Origin of the sequence: Marinomonas sp. IMCC 4694 (assembly GCF_008122525.1) — a bacterium.
In the GTDB taxonomy this organism is placed as follows: Bacteria; Pseudomonadota; Gammaproteobacteria; order Pseudomonadales; family Marinomonadaceae; genus Marinomonas.
The window spans coordinates 2,283,333-2,301,994 of record NZ_VSRV01000001.1 but is presented as its reverse complement, the minus strand read 5'-3'; the positions used below and the strand labels follow the sequence as shown (position 1 = coordinate 2,301,994).

Here is an 18,662-nt window from a genome sequence, read left to right as displayed (position 1 = left end):
ATGTCTGATCAAGCTATCTCACAGTTGCTCAAAATTGAGCAACAGGTCCGGTGTTGTGAAAGCGCAACAGACCTAGGTTTTGTTATGGTAAACATGACGAGAACCTTGGTTACGTATGATCAAGCCGTATACTTAGCGGGTAACGAATTGGAAAAGTTGAAGCTGTCGGCGGTGAGTGATATTGCCTTGGTGGATAGAACCACGCCGTTCGGTGCTTGGCTTGAAAAGGTGGCCAGTCATGTCAATGCCAGTGAGTTAAGCGCAACAGCCCATGTGATGGACACAAGCGCTTGGCCTGTGTCTTTATCACAAGACCTTAAAGAGTTTTCTCCGGCTAGTATGCTTTGGTTGCCTTTGTTGATCCCGTCTAAACCCAATCAACGGGTTGGGGTGATGATATTGGCAAAGTCAGCCCCTTGGTCCGATAAAGATAAAGGTTTGTTGCAGCATTTGGCGTCCACTTACGGGCATGCTTTGCCATTATTTTATCGTCGTACTGGGGTGAAGGCGTGGTGGCGTCGTGTGGTCAGTAAAAAGCTGCAATGGGCCACTGTGACTACGCTTGTGCTGTTGGCGTTTGTTCCGGTGCGTTTATCGGTGTTGGCGCCGGCGGACATTCTCGCTAAAGACTCTGTTTTGGTAACCTCTGCCATCGCTGGGGCTGTGAGTGACGTCCTGGTTAAGCCTGGTGATCTTGTGGCTATGAATCAGCCCTTGGTGATCATGGATAAAACCGAGTTTCAAGGAGCCTATGATGTGGCTCAGCGTGAGTTAGAAAGAACCCAAGCAGAGTTAAGAACCGCTGAGCAGGCAGGTTATGTCGATCGTCGAAAAAAATCTGAGTTGGCTGAACTTGCTTCACAAGTCGAATTAAAAACCCTTGATCGTGATTACTTAAACGTTAAGTTGTCTCAGACGCAGATTCTCGCACAAAAAGCCGGTGTGGCGATCATTGAAGACCCAGAGCAATGGAAAGGACGGCCTGTTGTGGTGGGTGAGCGTATTTTATCCATTGCCGATCCCAGTAATGTGCAATTGCAAATTATGTTGCCAGTGGCCGATGCCATTTCCTTGCAACAGGGTAATGAGGTGACTTTTTACCTTGATATTGACCCACTTAATCCTCTCATTTTTCGGGTGAACTATTCTTCATTCGAACCCAGCTTAACCCCAGATCAAGTCGTGGCGTATCGTATTGTTGCGGACATTGAACCAGGCACAGCCGCGCCTCGGATTGGTTTACGGGGCACCGCGAAACTGTATGGAGAGGAGGTTTCTTTGGCGTACTATTTGTTGCGTCGCCCTATTACTTTTGTTCGTCAGCGTTTGGGTTTATAGCTGTGATGGGAGAGAAAAGTGCGGCGACCTTACCTAAACTTAGGCAAAATTTGACCCTATTGCCCGCATCCCCGGATGAAGATGGGGAGCCGCGCTGGCAGCTTTTTGATCCAGTCAAGAATGCGTTTTTTTACCTCTCTCGCAGTGCTTTTTATTTGTTTCGTGAATGGCGCTATGGGGACGATCCTGCCGCCTTTTTGTCTCGACTAGAAGTCCGTGGGGTCGAGATTGATCACACTGAGCTTGAGTATTTTTTGCGCTTTTTGGAAAAAAATCATCTTGTCGAAAGTCAGGCAGACACCGACATAGCGCGCTTGAGCAATGAAGTCAGTCAGAGTAAAAAACACCTGTTAATGTGGCTGTTACACAATTATTTGTTCATTAAAATTCCACTGGTGCGTCCCGATTTATGGCTAAACCGTATTTACCCTTTTATAAAACGGCTATTCAATTGGCGCTTAGATCGTGTGGCCTTACTATTGGGGGCTGTGGGTTTGATTATGGTGTTAAGGCAATGGGACACCTTCACCCATACGTTTCAAGATTTGTTCAGTTTTTCGGTGATTGGTTATTATATTGCCGCTTTGGTGTTGGTGAAAACCGCCCATGAATTAGGTCATGCGTTTGCTGCTAAGCGTTATGGGTGTCGAGTAAGCTCTATGGGCGTGGCATTTTTGTTAATGACGCCCATTTTGTATACCGACACGACAGATGCGTGGCGTTTGCGTTCGCGTTTTCAGCGACTAAGCATTGTCACCGCGGGTGTAAAAGTAGAAATTTACATCGCCTGTGTAGCCACTTTTTTGTGGAGCATTGTGCCGGATGGCGGATTTAGAAGTGTGTTGTTTTTTGTGGCGACGACCAGTTGGATTTCTTCTTTGTTGATTAATACCAGTCCTTTTATGCGTTTTGATGGTTATTACGCGCTGTCAGATTTTTTGGGGATGGAAAACTTACAGCCACGGTCTTTTTTAGTTGGAAAGTGGTTTCTGCGTGAGCGATTATTTGGTTTTGGTTTTTTACCGCCTGAGCCATTGAATCGTAAGAAATGCTGGCTGATGGTGGCTTATGCTTGGAGTACTTGGGTTTATCGGTTTTTTTTATTTTTAGGCATCGCCGCGTTGGTGTACTACTTTGCTTTCAAGTTATTGGGCATTGTATTGTTTTTAGTGGAAATTATTTGGTTTGTGGTTTTGCCTATCGCAAAAGAAATGAAGGTTTGGTTGGGGTTAAGAAAAAAAATGTCCTTGAATCGGGTCAGTGTTACCAGTTTGCTGTTGTTGGTTGTGGGTTTGGCGGTGTTGGTGGTGCCATGGAAAAATCATATTAGCGCCCCTGCTGTGGCCACTTTTGAGCGTTATCAGGTTTTGTACCCGAGTGAGTCGAGCCGAGTGGTTGCTTGGAATATGGTGGCCAATGAGAGGGTGAAAAAAGGTCAGTTATTGGTGCTGTTGGAGTCCCCCGAAGTTGAGCAAGAGATTGAACTCACCCAAGCTAGCTTAGATTCTCTTGCGACTCGTTGGCAAAGAGTCAGTGCTGGCGCCATCGATTTGATGACGCTGTCGACGTTGCAATCGCAGCTGTCTCGGGAGCAGTCGCGCTTACAGTCGTTACTGGATCGTCGGGAGCGGCTCGCCATTAAAGCGCCTTATGATGGTTATATTGGGGAATGGTTGTCGCTGTCTAAAGGTGATTACGTGAAGGCAAGGTCGCCTTTAGCGACCTTATATGATGATCAAAGTGGTGTAGTGAAAGCCTATGTCAGTGGTCATGTGTTAGCGCGGCTGCAAACACAGCTCCCCGTCCGTTTTATAAGCAATGATGGTGTCGCCTTCCCGGTCCAGCTGGCCGTTGAAAAAGTGTTGCCAACCGCCATAAAACGTCTGCATTACACTGGGCTGGGTTCCACATACGGTGGTGCCATCTCGACTCAAATGATGGATGATCAGTTAATTCCAGAGGAGGCCACGTATGAAGTACAGTTATCGTTAGTTGGCGCGGCGCCTATGATGCGTCAGCAATTTGGTAAAGTGAATCTTACTGTAGAGCCTCATAGTTTTTTAGGTGATGGGCTGAGACGTATTTATGGCGTGTTTATTCGAGAGTCTGGCTTCTAGGTTGCTTATAGTATTGAATTAAAATGAGTTTTTTATGCAAACAGAGCACATTGTTGAAATTGCTTGGTCTCAAGAAGACGTAGCCGTGGTGGTTAAAGAGTTAGCTCACCTTCGTTTATTAGCCGATATAGAGTTGATACCTAAGTTCCCGTTCTTCATTGAAGGTAAGCCTTATCCATTAGGTCGTTGCAAAGAAATTCGCGATGCCGTTTTTGTGCTTTTACAGGAAAGATTAAAACAACCGGCTACTCCAGGATTAATTTTGTTACATGAAGCGTTATCGAAAGGCGGTACGCTTACAAAAGCGTGGGGGTCGTTGAGAGATCAGTACTTTCAAAATGCCCTACTGTTGGAAGGGTGGTATCTTGATGTCTCTAACGATACGGTCAACCCAAACAAACCTAGAATTGAAGTGCTGCCTTTAGCTCAGTCTGGTTTTAGTCGTATTGTGAACTTTGAGCAGTTTGTTCAAATAGCCAGGTTATATTGGCATGTCGATGTCTATCGTAATGATATTTGCCCCGCTTTAGCGCCATTTTTACCTTTGATTTATGTGCGCAAAAATGGCGTGAGTTGGATGGGGGAAGCCAGTGACGACATGCTGTCAGTCGCGACCAGCAGCGCCTTTTCTCATTCTGAATGTATTTTGTCTGAGTTGTCGAGCCCGCCTCACGTGATTAAGAATAACTGGCAGTATGCCCTATCAAAAATAGACCACAATGTTATGTTACACGCCCAAGGCTGTCCTGTGGAATATTGCCAACAATTTCGTACTGAGCAACGGCATTTGCAGACAGCGTTTCGTAATGAAATAGTACAGGCTTTTTTAGCCTTGCCAAAAAGTGTGTGAATTTTAATGTTTCTGTGCTTTAACTGTGTCTTATGTTGTTTTGATGGCGGCGACGGGAGGCCATTTTGCATAAGAGTGAAAAAGAAAAAGTGCTTTTAGAGCATGAAGCGGCTAGGTTGTTTATGCGGTGTTACGAAAGTAATACGGGCAAGGCGATCCGACATATTTGGCATAATGATCCGATTCGCCCTGATGTGTCTTGTATGTTGGAAGGCGAACGGTTGGATTTGGAAATCGCGCATTTGTACGGTTCAGAAGAGGAAGCGATGGAAATTTTAGGACGTGATTTAAGCCCTACGACTCGTCAAGTGCTGCAGGTGTTAAAAAGTGAGCCAGCTGATGAGCGCTTGTTGCGGGCGTTGAATCGCATCTTAGAAAACAAAGCCCGTAAGCATTACGAGTCAAAACGAGTGTGGTTGGTGATCCGCAATACCCATCCTGCTTGGCGCCAGGAAGATATTAAAGCGTTGGAGCATCGGATTACTGTACCTGAGCCGCATGCATTTGAAAAAGTGTGGATATTAGGCGATCGGGAAGGTAAAAGCGGGATTGTGAGGTTGTACCCTTAAATTTTTCTCAGTTTTGTGAGTTTTTCTAAGTTTAATGAGCGCCCATGAAAGTAAAACAGTGGCTCAGTAACGCCGCCGTTTTACTTCGTTAATGTCGCCGCGTGCTTATCTTTGATGCACACATTGTCCCGCGGCGTAGGTCGCTTGAATCGCTCGGTCGTCGCCGAGTGTCATGAAGACGAACAAACTTTCTTCAATGCTTTTTGATAACGCTAAGCGCGAGGTCAAAAGCGGTGTGGCTTTTTTGTCGAGGATCACAAAGTCGGCCTCGGTTCCTACGGCGAGGTTGCCTATTTTGTCCTCTAATTTTAGCGCTTTAGCGCCGCCAAGCGTCGATAAATACAAGGATTTAATGGGGCTGAGGTTTTCATTTTGCAGCTGGATCACCTTGTAGGCTTCGTTCATGGTTTGCAGCATGGAGAAGCTGGTGCCACCACCCACGTCGGTTCCTAACCCTACGTTTACCTTGTATTCTTCCGCTTTGCTGAGTTTAAATAAGCCGCTGCCGATGAACAGATTAGACGTTGGGCAAAACGCAATGGCCGAGCCGGTTTCATGTAAACGATGGTATTCGCTGTCGCACAAGTGAATGCCGTGAGCAAAAACCGACCGTTCGCTGAGTAATTGATGCTGATCGTACACATCTAAATAATCTTTGCTGGCGGGGAAGAGGTCTTGCACCCAAGCGCATTCGTCTTTGTTTTCAGACAAGTGAGTGTGCATATAGACATCGTCGTATTCGTTCAGTAGCTTGCCTGCCAGTGCCAGCTGTGAGTCGGAGCTGGTGGGAGCAAAGCGTGGCGTTATGGCGTAATGCAAGCGGCCTTTGTTGTGCCAAGTATCGATGAGTTCTTTGCTTTCTTGGTAACTGGTTTCTGGTGTGTCGGTTAAGTACTCTGGTGCGTTGCGATCCATCATGACTTTGCCGCAAATCATGCGCAGATTGTGTACTTCACTGGCTTCAAAAAATGCTTCAACCGAGACTTTATGGACCGTGCCGAACACTAAGGCGGTGGTGGTGCCGTTGCGTAATAATTCTCTGAGGAAGCGGTCTGCGACGTCACGGGCGTGTGCTTTGTCGCTGAATTTACGTTCTTCAGGAAAGGTGTAGGTGTTTAGCCATGTTAGTAGCTGTTCGCCGTAAGAGCCGATCATATCCGTTTGCGGGTAATGAATATGAGTGTCCACAAAGCCCGGTGCGATAATGGCATCTGGGTGATGCTCTATAATGGTATCGGCTGGCAGGCTAGCCAGTAGCTCCTTGGCATGGCCAAGTGCAACGATTTTATCGTTTTGAACGACGAGTAGGCCATCTTCAAAGTAGTCATAAGCGGCGTGAATACCCACGACTTTTGGGTCGTCAAGGCAGTGTACGATGGCGGCTCGCCAGGCTTTTAATGGGCTCATAAGGCTCTCTTCGCAGTTGTCTTACTTGGAATGAAAAGTGGATACTTGACCAATGAGTTACACTTTATCAGGTCTGTTCACCGCTTTCATTAAGACGGTGCTTTGGATTAGCGGCTTTTTTGAATTAAAACGCGAACCACTGAACGCCCGACAGTGAGTCGTAAGGCAACGGCTAAAAGCACCCCTGCGGCGTCGGCGTAGAAATCGAACCATTCCCCATAGCGGTTGACATAAGGTTGTATTAACTCGATCAGTCCGCCGCAAACGATCACCGCGAGCGCCATGAACATAAAGCGCTTTATGGGGCCAAAAGCGCACATCAGCGCCCAGCCACCAAATCCCACCACATGATGAAGCTTGTCGCTGCCCGGTGCCGCCGGTAAAAATTCGGCTGGTGTGAGGGTTGACCAGCCGATGATCAAGCCACCCAGCACAAAGCCGACAGTTTGTGCTGTCGGAGAAATGACCCAAGAAAGTATCTGCTGTTTTGTCATTGTCGTACGGAGCCGTTATCGTAGAATACGGGCGCGAATATTTCGGCCTTTGATTTTTTTGTTTTCAAATTCTTTGACGACGTTTTTCGCAACGGCGTTGTCGATCGACACATAAGCATGAAAATCAAAAATATCAATTTTACCCACCTGAGATTTTTCTAGGCCCAAGCCTGCCGTGAGCGCGCCAAGAATGTCACCAGGGCGCAGTTTGTTCTTTCGACCAGCATCAAACAAGAGGGTGGTTTTTTGTGGAATCAAACGATAGTGCAGGTCTAATTCGTCGAGCTCTAGGTAATTCGCTTCAATAGCAAAGCGCGTTTCTATGTCACGCACTTTATAGTCGTCTTTTGAGGTAACTAGGTTAACGGCGATGCCAGCCGCGCCGGCACGCCCAGTTCGACCAATACGGTGGGTATGCACGTCGGTGTCGCGGGTGGTGTCGTAGTTCACGACTAGGTCAATTTCTTTTACGTCGATACCACGAGCGGCGACGTCGGTGGCGACTAACACACAGCTGCTTTGGTTGCTAAAACGCACCAAAACTTGATCCCGTTGGCGTTGTTCTAAATCACCGTGAATGGCTTGTGCGGCCACTTTGTGTTCGGCTAACCAGTCTGCAACCACCTGACATTCGGCTTTAGTATTGCAAAAAACAATCGCTTGGCGAGGCTCAAAATGTTGCAACGTGGCCAATAAGGTTTCGCATTTGTCTTTGTTTTCGCTGCGTACAAAAAATTGCTCGATGTTAGGCTTTAAGTCTTCTTGTGCTTCAACTTTGATGCTGACTGGGTTGTTTTGAAACTCCCCGCTGATTGCTTCAATGCCATCGCCGTAAGTGGCAGAAAACAGTAAGGTTTGACGATGGCTTGGGGTGAGCTCCACGACTTCGCGAATGCTGTCTACAAAGCCCATGTCGAGCATGCGGTCGGCTTCGTCGAGCACTAGCGTGTTGAGTGCATTCAGCTTTAAAGTCCCTTTGCGCAGGTGTTCCATTAAGCGACCAGGCGTACCGACTACGATGTGCGCGCCGTGTTCCAAAGAGCCGATTTGCGGCCCAAATGGCATGCCGCCACACAAGCTGAGCACTTTGATGTTGTCTTGGTAACGTGCGACTTTACGAATTTCTTTGGAGACTTGATCCGCCAATTCGCGGGTTGGGCACATGACCAGAGATTGGACCCCAAAAAAACGAGGGTTGATTTTTAACAACAATGCGATCGCGAACGCTAAGGTTTTACCGCTGCCGGTTTGCGCCTGAGCCAGGATGTCTTTGCCGTCAATCATCGCCGGTAAGCTCTGCTCTTGAATGGGCGTAAATGTGGTGAAGCCCATGTCGGAAAGTAGCGTGGTCAGTTTTGGCGGAAGAAGCGTGTTTAGTGGGTGATGAAATTGGGTCACAAGAGGCCTGTTTGATGGAGTAAAGAATGGGCGAAGGATATCAGAAAATGCGCATAAATACTTTTCTTCGTGATTTAGTCCGTGTTGATCTGGTCGATTTTAGGTAAAGTAACGCTTAGAAAACTGCAATAGGCTCAAATAACGCGTTTAATAATGAAAATCTACCATAGGTAAATGATGATTTCTCTAAAAAGCCATAGCACTCAGTCAAGATCGCATTACCATGTTTTCTGCGTTGTGTTGGTGTTTGGTTTTGTGACGAGTGCGGCTCTTTATGTGGCGATGCAAAAACAGCTTTACCAGGAATGGCGTGCATCGGGCGCCTATTTTACTGAACAATTAAACGATGCGTTAATGCAATACAAAACAGAATTGTTGGCGGTGGTGTCACTGATCGAAACCGCTGAAAAAGAAGTGACGCCGAGCCACTTCACCAATTTTATACAAGGTGTAACAACGGCCCCGGGCCTGAGTGTGTATTTTGCTCAATACGTTCCCGCGGTTAATAAGCAAGTCTATGAACATCATCGTAGCGACGATTTAGGCCATCGTAACTTTTCTATTTATCCTTCTGGCGAGCGCGCTGAATATTTGCCATTGGTGCTGGCGTACCCTGATAAAATCACGTTCGGATACGACATTCTCTCCTCGGATTATCGCCACAGCCAAGCGGTACTTCTTGCCCGGAACTCACTTTCTTTAATGCTATCGGAGCCCACTCAATCGCTTTTTACAAAGGACGCCGACGCCATCGCGGATACCTTTGTTTTAAGAGCGCCGGTGTATTTGTCATTAGAGGCACGAGCGCATAAAACCACAGACAGCATTGGTTTCTATGGGTTAGCGGGAGCGTACTTTACAGTAGAGGATGTGCTTAAGCAGGTTTCCCCGCGAGTTGATCCTTCGTTGCTTTATCGTCTCGTGGATGTGACGTCTGCAACAACGCCTATTGTATTCAAAGATTCGGCGTCAACGGACACTCAGCTGTGGTCTGATGGGCCGTATGATACGCATTATATGACGGTAGCGGGCCGAAAGTGGCGTGTGGATACGCGTTCTGCCGTTAACCTTTACCGTCAAATAGCTTGGTTTTGGGTGCTGCTGCCCTCGTTTGCGTTTGGTGTGTTGGCGGTCTGTTTGTTCGCCTATACCCGCCAGCTGTCTTTGAATTCGCGGATGATGCTCGACGCATTGAATAAGCGTATTCAAGTAGACGAATTAACGGGCCTGTTAAGTCGCTATCAAATTCAGCAAGAGTTGAATGAGTGCCTGGCATACTGCCAACAAGAGGGCCAAAAACTGGCCGCGATGATTCTGGATTTGGATCACTTCAAAACCATTAATGACGCCTTTGGGCACGAGGTGGGGGATGCACTTTTGGTCAAGGTATCTAGGCGTCTAACGTCCGTACTGCCGAACAATACCGTTACAGGATATTTGGGTGGCGATGCCTTTCTCGTTCTCCTAGTGCAAACTGATCATGAGGCTATGCCGGAGCTGGCAAGTGTTGCGAAAGACGTCATTTATAAAATCAGTCAGAGCTATTATGTGGATGGTTTGACCTTGGACATTGGGTGTTCCATCGGAGTGGCGGTGTACCCAGAATTTGGCTTGGATGCGGTGACCTTGATCAAAAATGCCGATATGGCGGTGTATCAAGCTAAAACCGCAGGACGAGCCACATACCATTTTTATGATGGCGAAATGGGCCGGCGTTTTGCTCGTAACGTAAGGATAGAAACACGTTTGCGCAGAGCCATACAAGAAGAAAGTTTAGAGCTGCATTTTCAGCCAAAAGTAGACTTGATCACAGAGCGATGCGTCGGAATGGAAGCTTTATTGAGGTGGACGGATGATGAGTTGGGTGAGGTATCTCCCGCCGAGTTTGTGCCTATTGCCGAGCAAACAGGTATTATTTTGCCCTTGGGTGATTGGGTATTTGAACAGGCGTTTAAACACATTATCGAATGGCAAGAGCAAGGCATTACTGTGCCGCCTATGGCGATTAATTGTTCTGCGGCGCAGCTTAAAAGGGTCGACTTTTTAAGCAATTTGTTGGTCTTATTAGATCGCTACCAAGTGGACCCAAGCGGATTAGAAATTGAAGTGACTGAGTCGATTTTAATCGAAGACGCTGAAGGCAGCGCACAGTTACTTGGGCAATTAAGTCGCCTAGGCATAAAGCTGGCGCTTGATGACTTTGGTACTGGGTATTCCAGTTTAAGTTATTTGAAAGACTTGCCCTTTGATTATGTCAAAATCGATCAGGTGTTTATTCGTGACATCATTGAAACGGGCAGTAATGCGGCGTTAACCAAGGCGATTATCAGTTTAAGTCACAGTTTGGGGTTAAAGGTGATCGCAGAGGGCATCAGTCATGTTGATCAGTTGGCGTTGCTGCGTGAATACGGCTGCGACATCGGCCAAGGTTACCTTTTTAGTAAGGCTCTAGGGGCGCATTCTATGGTTAATGACCCCATGATAGCGACCCTCAATGAACAAGATGGTTTGGATGGCTAAGTTGGGTTATTTACTGACGGCTCTTTTCATGGGCGATACTGTCTTTTAGGGTATTCCAAAATGCGTTGAGGTTGGGGTTTTGATTGAATTTAGACCGGTACAGACGTATCTCCAACGGAATATGCCAGTTTTCTTCTCCTGCTTGTGCGACCTTGCCGTAGTTGACCGTATCGAGCATGAGGCGCTTTGGAATCCAGCCAATGCCATAGCCTTCTTTTACCATCGCTTTGATGCTAACGGAATGGTAATTTTCAGACAGCGTTTGCAGCTGTGGTATGTCTCTTTGTCTTTGTAAATGATGATGAATTACCGGTTGTAAAAACGAATTGTCGTAATAGCCAAGGTAGGGCAAAGGCTTTCTTTTTACGCCAGGTAAGGTGAATTTAGGTTCTCCCGATGCGTTGGTCGCGCTGTATGGGATCAAGGTTTCTTCGGCAATGACTAAGTGCTCGTATTGTTCATCGTCTAAGGCACGAATAAAATTAATGGCAGGATGCCAGTAACATAACATCACGTCACACTGTTGCTCCATGAGCGAATTGACAAAGTCGATGCCGAGCCAGGAGCTGGATTTCATATTGATGTCCATTTCCATGCCGATGCCCTCGCAAAACGGCGCGATGACCTCTTTATAGGCGCTAAGAAACAGGGTCTGTGAGGTGACAAAGCGAATTTGTGATTCTTCTTGTTTGCGAATTTCCTGACAACGCTCTTTGGTGTCTCTCAGTTGTCGGGTGATTAATTCAGCGCTTTGTAAAAAGACTTCCCCTGCGGGTGTCAGTGATAAAGGCAGGGTGTTGCGATCGATCAAGGTGACGCGCATTTCCTCTTCCAGCAACTTGATGCGTCGACTAAAGGTCGGTTGCGTGACATTTTGTTCGTCGGCCGCACGTGAGAAATGACGTGTTTTCGCGAGGGCGATAAAATCTTCAAGCCATCTTATTTCCATAAACGACCCTCCTCAACGGCATGGCACGCAACGCTGCTGCTGTCTTCTTGCTGAATCATTGATGGCGATACTTCATAGCAGCGCTGATTAGCATACGCACAGCGGGCTTGAAACACACAGCCGGTTGGTTTTTCTGTTGGCGTAGGCACTTCGCCGATCAGTCGAATTGGCACCGCAGTGTGGCTGTCTAATCTTGGAATAGCCGACAATAGAGCACGTGTGTAGGGGTGCTTTGGCGCGTTAAACAGCGTCTCTCTTGGCGCCAGTTCACAGATGCGTCCCAGGTACATTACAGCGACGCGGGTGGCAAAATGTTCAACAACAGCTAAGTCATGGGTGATAAATAAATAGCTGAGATTCCGCTCTTGTTGTTTGTCCATCATTAGATTGAGCACTTGCGCTTGAACCGACACATCCAATGCTGACAAGGGCTCATCGGCAACAATGAAATCCGGCTCGACCGACAGCGCACGCGCTAGGCTAATGCGTTGTCGTTGACCGCCAGAAAATTCATGCGGGTAGCGGTCTGAGCTGGATGCGGAAATGCCCACGGATTCCAATAGTTCATCAATTTTTTCATCCACTTGAGACGAAGTCAAATGTGGGTTATGGAACGAAATGGGCTCGCTGAGCGTTTGGTAGACGGTCATTCTGGGGTTTAGGGAGGCGTAAGGATTTTGAAACACCATCTGCATACGGCGACGATAAAACATGCGTTGGCGGTTGTTTAAATGATCGATACGATCGCCAAGATAGTGAACTTCGCCATGGCTAGGCTGAGTTAAGCCCATGATGACCCGAGCAAGCGTGGATTTACCACAGCCTGTTTCGCCCACCACGCACAAGGTTTCGCCTTGATAGAGCGTTAAATCAATGCCGTTTAACGCATGCACGCTGTCTTTTTTTCGACGTAGTTTGCCCTTGTGAAACCGCCATTGGTCAAGCCAGCTTTTATGGGTGCGAAAGGCCTTTTCGAGCCCTTTAATCTGAATGAGCGGAGTGGTCATATGAGCGCACCATCATCCTTGTTAGTCAGTTCATTTATCATGTCTTCCACCATAAAGCAGGCGACACTGGAAACACCGCTGTAAATAAATTGAGGACGTTCTTGTCGGCATTTTTCGGTGGCATAGGGGCAACGTGGATGAAACGCACAGCCTGTTGGACGCTCGGTTAACGATGGCATGCTGCCTTTGATTTGATTGAGACGCTGGCCGGGCAATGTCATTTGTGGCAAGGCATTGAGCAAGCCTTGGGTGTAAGGGTGTTGTGGGTCGTTGATGATTTCCAGTGTTGGGCCTTCTTCGACGATTTGACCGGCGTACATTACCAGAGTGCGTTCGGCGATTTTAGACACCACACCAAGGTCGTGGCTGATGAGAATCAAGGCGACGCCATGGTCACGACAAATCCCTAACAAAAGCTGTAATATTTCTGCCTGAATGGTCACATCGAGCGCAGTGGTGGGCTCATCGGCAATAATAATAATATCTGGATTGAGTAATAACACCGACGCAATGATCACACGCTGTCTCATACCGCCGGACAGTTCGTGAGGGTATTGGTCAAAGCGTATTTCAGGCGACGCGATGTGTACCTTGTGCAGTTTTTCTATGGCGATATTTTTGGCGTCTTTATACGAAATGTTGGTGTGACTGCGAATGGTTTCAACCAGCTGGTGGCCTATGGTTAACACCGGATTCAGCGTCATCATGGGGTCTTGGAAAATCATGGCAATGCGCTTGCCGCGCACGTCTTGTAACTGACGGGCGTTCATGGTCGTCAGCTCTTTATTATCCAGTTTGATTGAGCCAGATGCGATGTCACCGGGCTTGCCGATCAAGTTGACAATGGAAAACCCGAGCACCGATTTCCCCGCGCCAGATTCACCCACAATGGCGATGCGTTCACCGCGATTGAGCGTAAAGCTCACGTCGACTAAGGCCGCCAGCGATTGTTTTTTGATGTGAAAATTGACGTGTAAATGACGGACGCTTAATAGGTTCATATTAGTCTTTATACGCCCTTGGGTTAAGGTGGTCGCGCAGCCAGTCGCCAAGTAAATTCATCGTTAGAATCAATACGATCAAGGTCAGGCTGGGAATCACGCAAATCCACCAAGAGCCCGCAAACATGTAGGTAAAGCCCTCAGAAATCAATGCGCCCAACGAAGGCTCTGTGGCGGGCATGCCCAAACCAAGAAAAGACAAGGCGGCTTCGGCCACAATGGCGTTGGCAATTTGAATGGTAAAAATCACTAAAATAGGGGACAAGGTGTTGGGTAAAATATGGCGAAACATAATACGACGTGAGCCTATGCCCATGACGCGCGCGGCGTCGACGTATTCTTTTTGCTTTTCGGCCAAGACCGACGCACGAATGGTTCTGGCGAACAATGGCCATTCGGTTAAGCCAATTACCAAGATTAAAATGACCATGGCGAATTGTTGAAAATACGCCATGCCAAACACGGACTGAAAAATCGCTAAGAAGATAATGGCGACCATCATGTTAGAAAAAGACAGCTGGATATCGGCGCAACGCATCAAAAAATTATCGATGCTTCCCCCAAAATACCCCGCCATTAAGCCGATGCAAATGCCAAGCGTAGCTTGAATGAGCACAGCGCAAACACCAATGGTCAATGATAGCCGAGTGCCGTACAAAATAACCGACAACAAATCTCGGCCTTGGGCGTCGGTGCCGAGTAAGAATCGTTCATCACCGCTGATCCAGCGTGGCGGGATTTCTGAATTGATGAGATCCATAAACGCAGGGTCAGCAATATCAAACGGGGCGACTAATGGCGCGAGTAAAGCAATAAGACAATAAAAAGCAAAGATAATGAGCGCCAACATTGCGAGCTTGTCACCCACAAAACCCGATACGATGTGACTCCAACGGCTGCCCGATACGGGAAGAATCAGTTCTTTTCTGGGGTACTTCATAGGCCGTGACTCGCCAAACGGACGGTGGGGTTGACGAGCCCGTAAATCAAATCGACCAGAGTATTGGTCACCACAAACATGCCCCCTACAACAATTAAGTAGGCGGATACCAGAGGGGTATCGACGCGGCTAACAGCGTCCATAAATAAAAACCCCATCCCTGGCCATTGAAAAATGGTTTCGGTCAAAATCGTGTAGGCCACTAAGGTGCCCGCTTGGATGCCGCCTACGGTTATTACCGGCAGCATGGTATTTTTTAGTGCATGGACAAAGTAGATACGCGGGGCCGATAAGCCTTTTGACCAGGCGAATCGTATGTATTCTGATTGTAAAATTTCCATCATCTCGGCACGAATGAGTCGCACAAAAATGGGCATGAGCGCAATGGCTAGAGACAGGCTGGGTAGCACTAAATGCTGCAAACCGTCTTTATTAAAAATACCACTTTGCCATAGGCCTAAGATGTCAGTGGTTTGACCGCGGCCAAAACTGGGTGCCATGTTCAGTTCAATGGCAAACACGTAAACCAACAAAATAGCCACAATGAAGATAGGCACGGAAAGCCCAACTGAACTGATGAACATCAGTAAACGTGATAATACGTGTTTGGGCTGAATGGCGGCTAATACACCACAAGGAGTTGCTACCACGATAATGATAATAATCGCACAAAAAGCCAGCTCCAGGGTGGCCGGCATTTTTTTGAGAATTACGTCAAGCGCAGGCTCTTTGTAGTAATAGGAGGTGCCCAAATCACCACGAACAGCGCCCTTGGCGAAGCGCCAATATTGACTGATGAAACTGTCGTTTAAGCCCAGTTCGTTACGCAGTTGTTCACGTTCTTCGAGTGATACCGTCATACCAACCATTTGCTGCACTGGGTCGCCGAGCTTGTCTTGTACGGCAAAGCTGATCACACTGATGATCATCATCACGAAGCACGCTTGCAGTAAACGACGAAATAAAAAAATCAACATGGTCGCAGTGGTCGTCTCTTGGTCATCGGCGGTGGGTACTATTCTTCAATGAACAGATCTCCTAAATAAGGGTAGTTTTGTTCATTCACAATGGCGCGTATTTTAACCTTGTTTTTCGCCGCCCAGGTCAAATGCTGCCAATACAAGGGCACAATGGCGGCATCGTTATAGAGTGTTTGTTCTATTTGTTGTAATAATCTCAAGCGTCTTTCGGGGTTCATTTCCCGATTGGCTTGGCGAATGTCGCTGTTAATGCTGGCGTTACAATATTCGCTGGCATTATAAGCCCCTAAACCGCTTTGGGCGTCTGGACAGGCGACAATAAATTCAAAAATATTATTAGAGTCCATGGTGTCAGATTGCCATCCAATCATCATAATGTCGGCGCTGCGATTATCAAACGCTTTAAAATACTGTGCTTTGGGCAAAGTTTTTAAGTCTACAGTGATGTTAATGCGCGATAGCATGGCGGCGATCGCTTGAGCGACTTTTTCATCGTTTATATAGCGATTGTTGGGCGCCATCATACTGAGGCGAAAGCCTTTTTCGTAGCCGGCTTGCTTCATTAATTGTTGCGCTTTTTTGAGATCATACTCTGGCTTGATCTGGTTAACATGACCTAAAAAACGATCTGGGCTTAATTGCCCCGCTGGAGTGGCGTAGCCTTTGAGTATTTTCTCCACAATGAGAGACTGGTTAATGGCCAAGTTAATGGCTTTTCTAACACGAATATCTTGTAATTCGGGGCGGCGGCTTTGGTTCATATGCAGCAGTAAAATGCGCGTATGAGGTAGGGTGACCAGCTGTAAGCCAGGAATACTTTTTGTGCGTTCAATGTCGATAGGGGAAATGGGGAAAATGAAATCCACATCGCCGGATAAAAGCGCCGCAAGACGTGTAGAGTCTGCTCTTATAGGGGTGATGGTAATCTGGTCGACATTGCCCGGGCTTTCGGTATCCCAGTAATTTGGGTTGCGCTCTAGCGTCATTCGGCTGCCAAGCTCTCTGTTTTTTAGTACAAAAGGCCCTGTTCCCGACACATGACGGGACGCAAACGTTTCCCCATATTTTACGATTTGATCTTGGTTTTGGTAAAACACTCTATCCATCGGGAAGACATAGGTCATTATGTTCAAGATTAGAGGATTGGTGTAGGTGGTGTGAACATCCACAGTGTAATCGTCTATTTTCACGACGGAATCCACGGTATCAAACATGGCCCGAAAATCCGGTGAGGTTTTCAGTCGTTCAATCGTGTACACGACGTCTTTGGCCGAAAACGGGTGGCCAGTCCGAAATACAACGTCTTTACGCAGGTGAAAGCGCGTAGTGTGAGAGTTTATGCGTTCCCAGTGTGTAGCAAGACGGGCTTCAAATTGCCTGTTTTGGTTCCACCGCAATAGCGGATCAAACACCAAATGTGAAAACTGCAACGTACCTTCAGAAAGCTGTTCATGAGGGTCAAGTGATACAGGATCGGCATCAAAGGCCATGTTCAATGTGGTGGCTCGGGTTATTTGGCAGAAAAAAAGTCCTAAGCAACAAGCGATGATAACCGGTATTCTCATTGTTTTGGTCTCATTTTTTGAATCTTGACCATAAAGTCGATGTTGCATTTTTGCAAATAAATACCAAAAAGACACTAAAAATATGCTTAATTAAGCATGAGCGAATTTTAATGGATTATCATTGAAGTGTCGGGTTAAAAAAGCGTAGGGCTAAAAAGATAAGATGGCGGGTTTCGAAAAGCGTTCTGTTCTCGCTTGATCTCAGATGAAACGAAAAAAGCCAAGGCCACACACAGCCTTGGCTAACAGGTCAACCAGTATCTAGACACCCTTGACCCTGATCGAGAGATCCACCAGGTACGTCAGTAAGGCTTGGTGCAGACCCTAACATTACTGACTCTGGAGTAGATGAGTATAAAGTGTTTGCGATGGCTTTCCTTGATTTGGATCAGATTAGTCGCTGTCAGCGGTGCTTTTAGTGTTTCCAAATGCCTTTGCAAGATAGATGAGTATTTTCTCTTTCTTAAAGTAACTTGTGGTAGTATTCGCCACCGAAAAAGACTTGGTAATAAAGGGGAGTTAGGTTGAGCGTTCAGTGGTATCCAGGGCACATGAATAAAGCGCGTCGAGAAATCGAAGAAGTCATGACGCAAGTTGATATTGTGATTGAAGTGTTGGATGCCCGCATTCCCGATTCCAGTCAAAACCCTATGTTAACGACATTACGTGGCGATGTGCCGGTGTTGCGCTTGTTGAATAAAAAAGACCTCGCAGACAAGGCTCGTCTGGATTTATGGTTGGCACACTGGAATGGGAACAAGTCGATTTTAGCGCACCCGTTTTCAACGCTAGACAAAGCCGATGTATCTAAAATAAGTCAGTGGGTGAGCCAGATGGTGCCGCACCGAGGCAGCGCTGAAAAGCCGATTCGTGCCATGATTGCCGGTATTCCTAACGTGGGCAAATCCAGTTTGATGAATGCCTTGCTTGGCAAGCGTGTTGCGAAAGTCGGCAATGAGCCGGCGGTGACCAAGTCACAACAAAAATTGAAAGTCACCAATGGGTTTCAGATTTTAGATACCCCGGGGATTTTATGGCCTAAAATTGAAAACCCCGATGCCAGCTATCGTTTGGCGGTTACGGGGGCGGTTCGAGATACCGCCATCGATTATGAGGACGTGGCCTTGGCGGGATTAAAGTTCTTCCTCGCTGATTATCTGGAGGCGCTGACAACCCGTTACAAATTAAAAGACATTTCTTCCGATCCCTACGACGTGCTGAAAATTATTGGTTCGAAACGTGGCGCGCTGAGGTCCGGTGGCAAAGTCGATATGCACAAAGCCGCTGAAGTGTTCTTGAGTGACGTAAGAACCGGTGCAATTGGGCCTTATGTGATGGAAACACCAGACATGATCGCAGAAGAAGAGCGCAGAGTAGAAGACGCAAAAGCGAAAAAAGAAGCCGCGCGTTTGGCAAGATTAGCGGCAGCGGTGCCGCAACGACAGCAGGCCAGTAACGTAGCGTATCGTCAAGCGCAGGCGGAAAGCAATAATGAGAGCACAGATGATAAACAGTGAGGTTCACGGT

The 18,662-nt window shown here is 47.3% G+C and carries 15 protein-coding genes; 6 read left to right on the top strand and 9 right to left on the bottom strand.

Annotated elements, in window-relative coordinates; all coding sequences use genetic code 11:
• From FXV75_RS10430 to FXV75_RS10415, 4 genes are all read left to right on the top strand, one after another.
• On the top strand, positions 1-1,338 hold the full coding sequence (locus FXV75_RS10430) for an efflux RND transporter periplasmic adaptor subunit (protein WP_148833190.1): 1,338 nt from the start codon (positions 1-3) through the stop codon (positions 1,336-1,338).
• 5 nt (positions 1,339-1,343) lie between these two features.
• The gene (locus FXV75_RS10425) at positions 1,344-3,455 is read left to right on the top strand and encodes an HlyD family efflux transporter periplasmic adaptor subunit (RefSeq protein WP_148833188.1); all 2,112 of its coding nucleotides are present in this window, start codon (positions 1,344-1,346) and stop codon (positions 3,453-3,455) included.
• A 34-nt stretch (positions 3,456-3,489) separates the two neighbouring features.
• Positions 3,490-4,305, top strand: coding sequence for a hypothetical protein (locus FXV75_RS10420; protein ID WP_148833186.1), 816 nt, complete (start codon positions 3,490-3,492; stop codon positions 4,303-4,305).
• 65 nt (positions 4,306-4,370) lie between these two features.
• Positions 4,371-4,874, top strand: a complete 504-nt coding sequence (locus FXV75_RS10415) for a hypothetical protein (RefSeq protein WP_148833184.1) — start codon at positions 4,371-4,373, stop codon at positions 4,872-4,874.
• 105 nt (positions 4,875-4,979) lie between these two features.
• Here FXV75_RS10415 and guaD read toward each other — a convergent pair whose 3' ends face one another.
• The 3 genes from guaD to dbpA form a co-directional block, all read right to left on the bottom strand.
• On the bottom strand, positions 4,980-6,281 hold the full coding sequence (guaD, locus tag FXV75_RS10410; protein WP_148833182.1) for a guanine deaminase: 1,302 nt from the start codon (positions 6,279-6,281) through the stop codon (positions 4,980-4,982).
• 107 nt (positions 6,282-6,388) lie between these two features.
• Positions 6,389-6,775 (bottom strand): hypothetical protein, encoded by a 387-nt coding sequence (locus tag FXV75_RS10405; protein WP_148833180.1) that lies wholly within the window; start codon positions 6,773-6,775, stop codon positions 6,389-6,391.
• A gap of 15 nt (positions 6,776-6,790) precedes the next feature.
• Positions 6,791-8,173 (bottom strand): ATP-dependent RNA helicase DbpA, encoded by a 1,383-nt coding sequence (gene dbpA / locus FXV75_RS10400; protein ID WP_148833178.1) that lies wholly within the window; start codon positions 8,171-8,173, stop codon positions 6,791-6,793.
• A 255-nt stretch (positions 8,174-8,428) separates the two neighbouring features.
• Between dbpA and FXV75_RS10395 the strand changes: the two genes are divergently transcribed.
• On the top strand, positions 8,429-10,693 hold the full coding sequence (locus FXV75_RS10395; RefSeq protein WP_222863121.1) for an EAL domain-containing protein: 2,265 nt from the start codon (positions 8,429-8,431) through the stop codon (positions 10,691-10,693).
• 10 nt (positions 10,694-10,703) lie between these two features.
• Here the strand turns inward: FXV75_RS10395 and FXV75_RS10390 are convergent, their stop codons facing one another.
• From FXV75_RS10390 to FXV75_RS10365, 6 genes are read right to left on the bottom strand one after another with little or no spacing between them, the layout of a single operon-like run.
• Positions 10,704-11,642: a LysR family transcriptional regulator gene (locus FXV75_RS10390; RefSeq protein ID WP_148833174.1), complete on the bottom strand. Its 939-nt coding sequence runs from the start codon at positions 11,640-11,642 to the stop codon at positions 10,704-10,706.
• Positions 11,633-12,649 carry an ABC transporter ATP-binding protein gene (locus FXV75_RS10385; protein ID WP_148833172.1) on the bottom strand — a complete coding sequence of 339 codons (1,017 nt, stop codon included), beginning with the start codon at positions 12,647-12,649 and terminating at the stop codon, positions 11,633-11,635. The genes FXV75_RS10390 and FXV75_RS10385 overlap by 10 nt, the downstream gene beginning before the upstream one ends.
• Positions 12,646-13,650 carry an ABC transporter ATP-binding protein gene (locus FXV75_RS10380; RefSeq protein WP_148833170.1) on the bottom strand — a complete coding sequence of 335 codons (1,005 nt, stop codon included), beginning with the start codon at positions 13,648-13,650 and terminating at the stop codon, positions 12,646-12,648. The genes FXV75_RS10385 and FXV75_RS10380 overlap by 4 nt, the downstream gene beginning before the upstream one ends.
• Position 13,651: 1 nt before the next feature.
• Positions 13,652-14,590, bottom strand: coding sequence for an ABC transporter permease (locus tag FXV75_RS10375; RefSeq protein WP_148833168.1), 939 nt, complete (start codon positions 14,588-14,590; stop codon positions 13,652-13,654).
• Positions 14,587-15,567, bottom strand: coding sequence for an ABC transporter permease (locus tag FXV75_RS10370; RefSeq protein WP_148833166.1), 981 nt, complete (start codon positions 15,565-15,567; stop codon positions 14,587-14,589). The genes FXV75_RS10375 and FXV75_RS10370 overlap by 4 nt, the downstream gene beginning before the upstream one ends.
• A gap of 38 nt (positions 15,568-15,605) precedes the next feature.
• Positions 15,606-17,135 (bottom strand): ABC transporter substrate-binding protein, encoded by a 1,530-nt coding sequence (locus FXV75_RS10365; RefSeq protein WP_148833164.1) that lies wholly within the window; start codon positions 17,133-17,135, stop codon positions 15,606-15,608.
• 524 nt (positions 17,136-17,659) lie between these two features.
• Between FXV75_RS10365 and ylqF the strand changes: the two genes are divergently transcribed.
• Positions 17,660-18,652 (top strand): ribosome biogenesis GTPase YlqF, encoded by a 993-nt coding sequence (gene ylqF, locus FXV75_RS10360; protein WP_148833162.1) that lies wholly within the window; start codon positions 17,660-17,662, stop codon positions 18,650-18,652.
• The last annotated feature ends 10 nt before the right edge of the window (positions 18,653-18,662 follow it).

Excerpts from the sequence above, each read along its gene's own strand:
- FXV75_RS10430 (WP_148833190.1), top strand. The coding sequence starts at position 1 with ATGTCTGATCAAGCTATCTCACAGTTGCTCAAAATTGAGCAACAGGTC.
- FXV75_RS10425 (WP_148833188.1), top strand. The coding sequence starts at position 1,344 with ATGGGAGAGAAAAGTGCGGCGACCTTACCTAAACTTAGGCAAAATTTG.
- FXV75_RS10420 (WP_148833186.1), top strand. The coding sequence starts at position 3,490 with ATGCAAACAGAGCACATTGTTGAAATTGCTTGGTCTCAAGAAGACGTA.
- guaD (WP_148833182.1), bottom strand. The coding sequence starts at position 6,281 with ATGAGCCCATTAAAAGCCTGGCGAGCCGCCATCGTACACTGCCTTGAC.
- FXV75_RS10405 (WP_148833180.1), bottom strand. The coding sequence starts at position 6,775 with ATGACAAAACAGCAGATACTTTCTTGGGTCATTTCTCCGACAGCACAA.
- FXV75_RS10390 (WP_148833174.1), bottom strand. The coding sequence starts at position 11,642 with ATGGAAATAAGATGGCTTGAAGATTTTATCGCCCTCGCGAAAACACGT.
- FXV75_RS10385 (WP_148833172.1), bottom strand. The coding sequence starts at position 12,649 with ATGACCACTCCGCTCATTCAGATTAAAGGGCTCGAAAAGGCCTTTCGC.
- FXV75_RS10380 (WP_148833170.1), bottom strand. The coding sequence starts at position 13,650 with ATGAACCTATTAAGCGTCCGTCATTTACACGTCAATTTTCACATCAAA.
- FXV75_RS10375 (WP_148833168.1), bottom strand. The coding sequence starts at position 14,590 with ATGAAGTACCCCAGAAAAGAACTGATTCTTCCCGTATCGGGCAGCCGT.
- FXV75_RS10370 (WP_148833166.1), bottom strand. The coding sequence starts at position 15,567 with ATGTTGATTTTTTTATTTCGTCGTTTACTGCAAGCGTGCTTCGTGATG.
- FXV75_RS10365 (WP_148833164.1), bottom strand. The coding sequence starts at position 17,135 with ATGAGAATACCGGTTATCATCGCTTGTTGCTTAGGACTTTTTTTCTGC.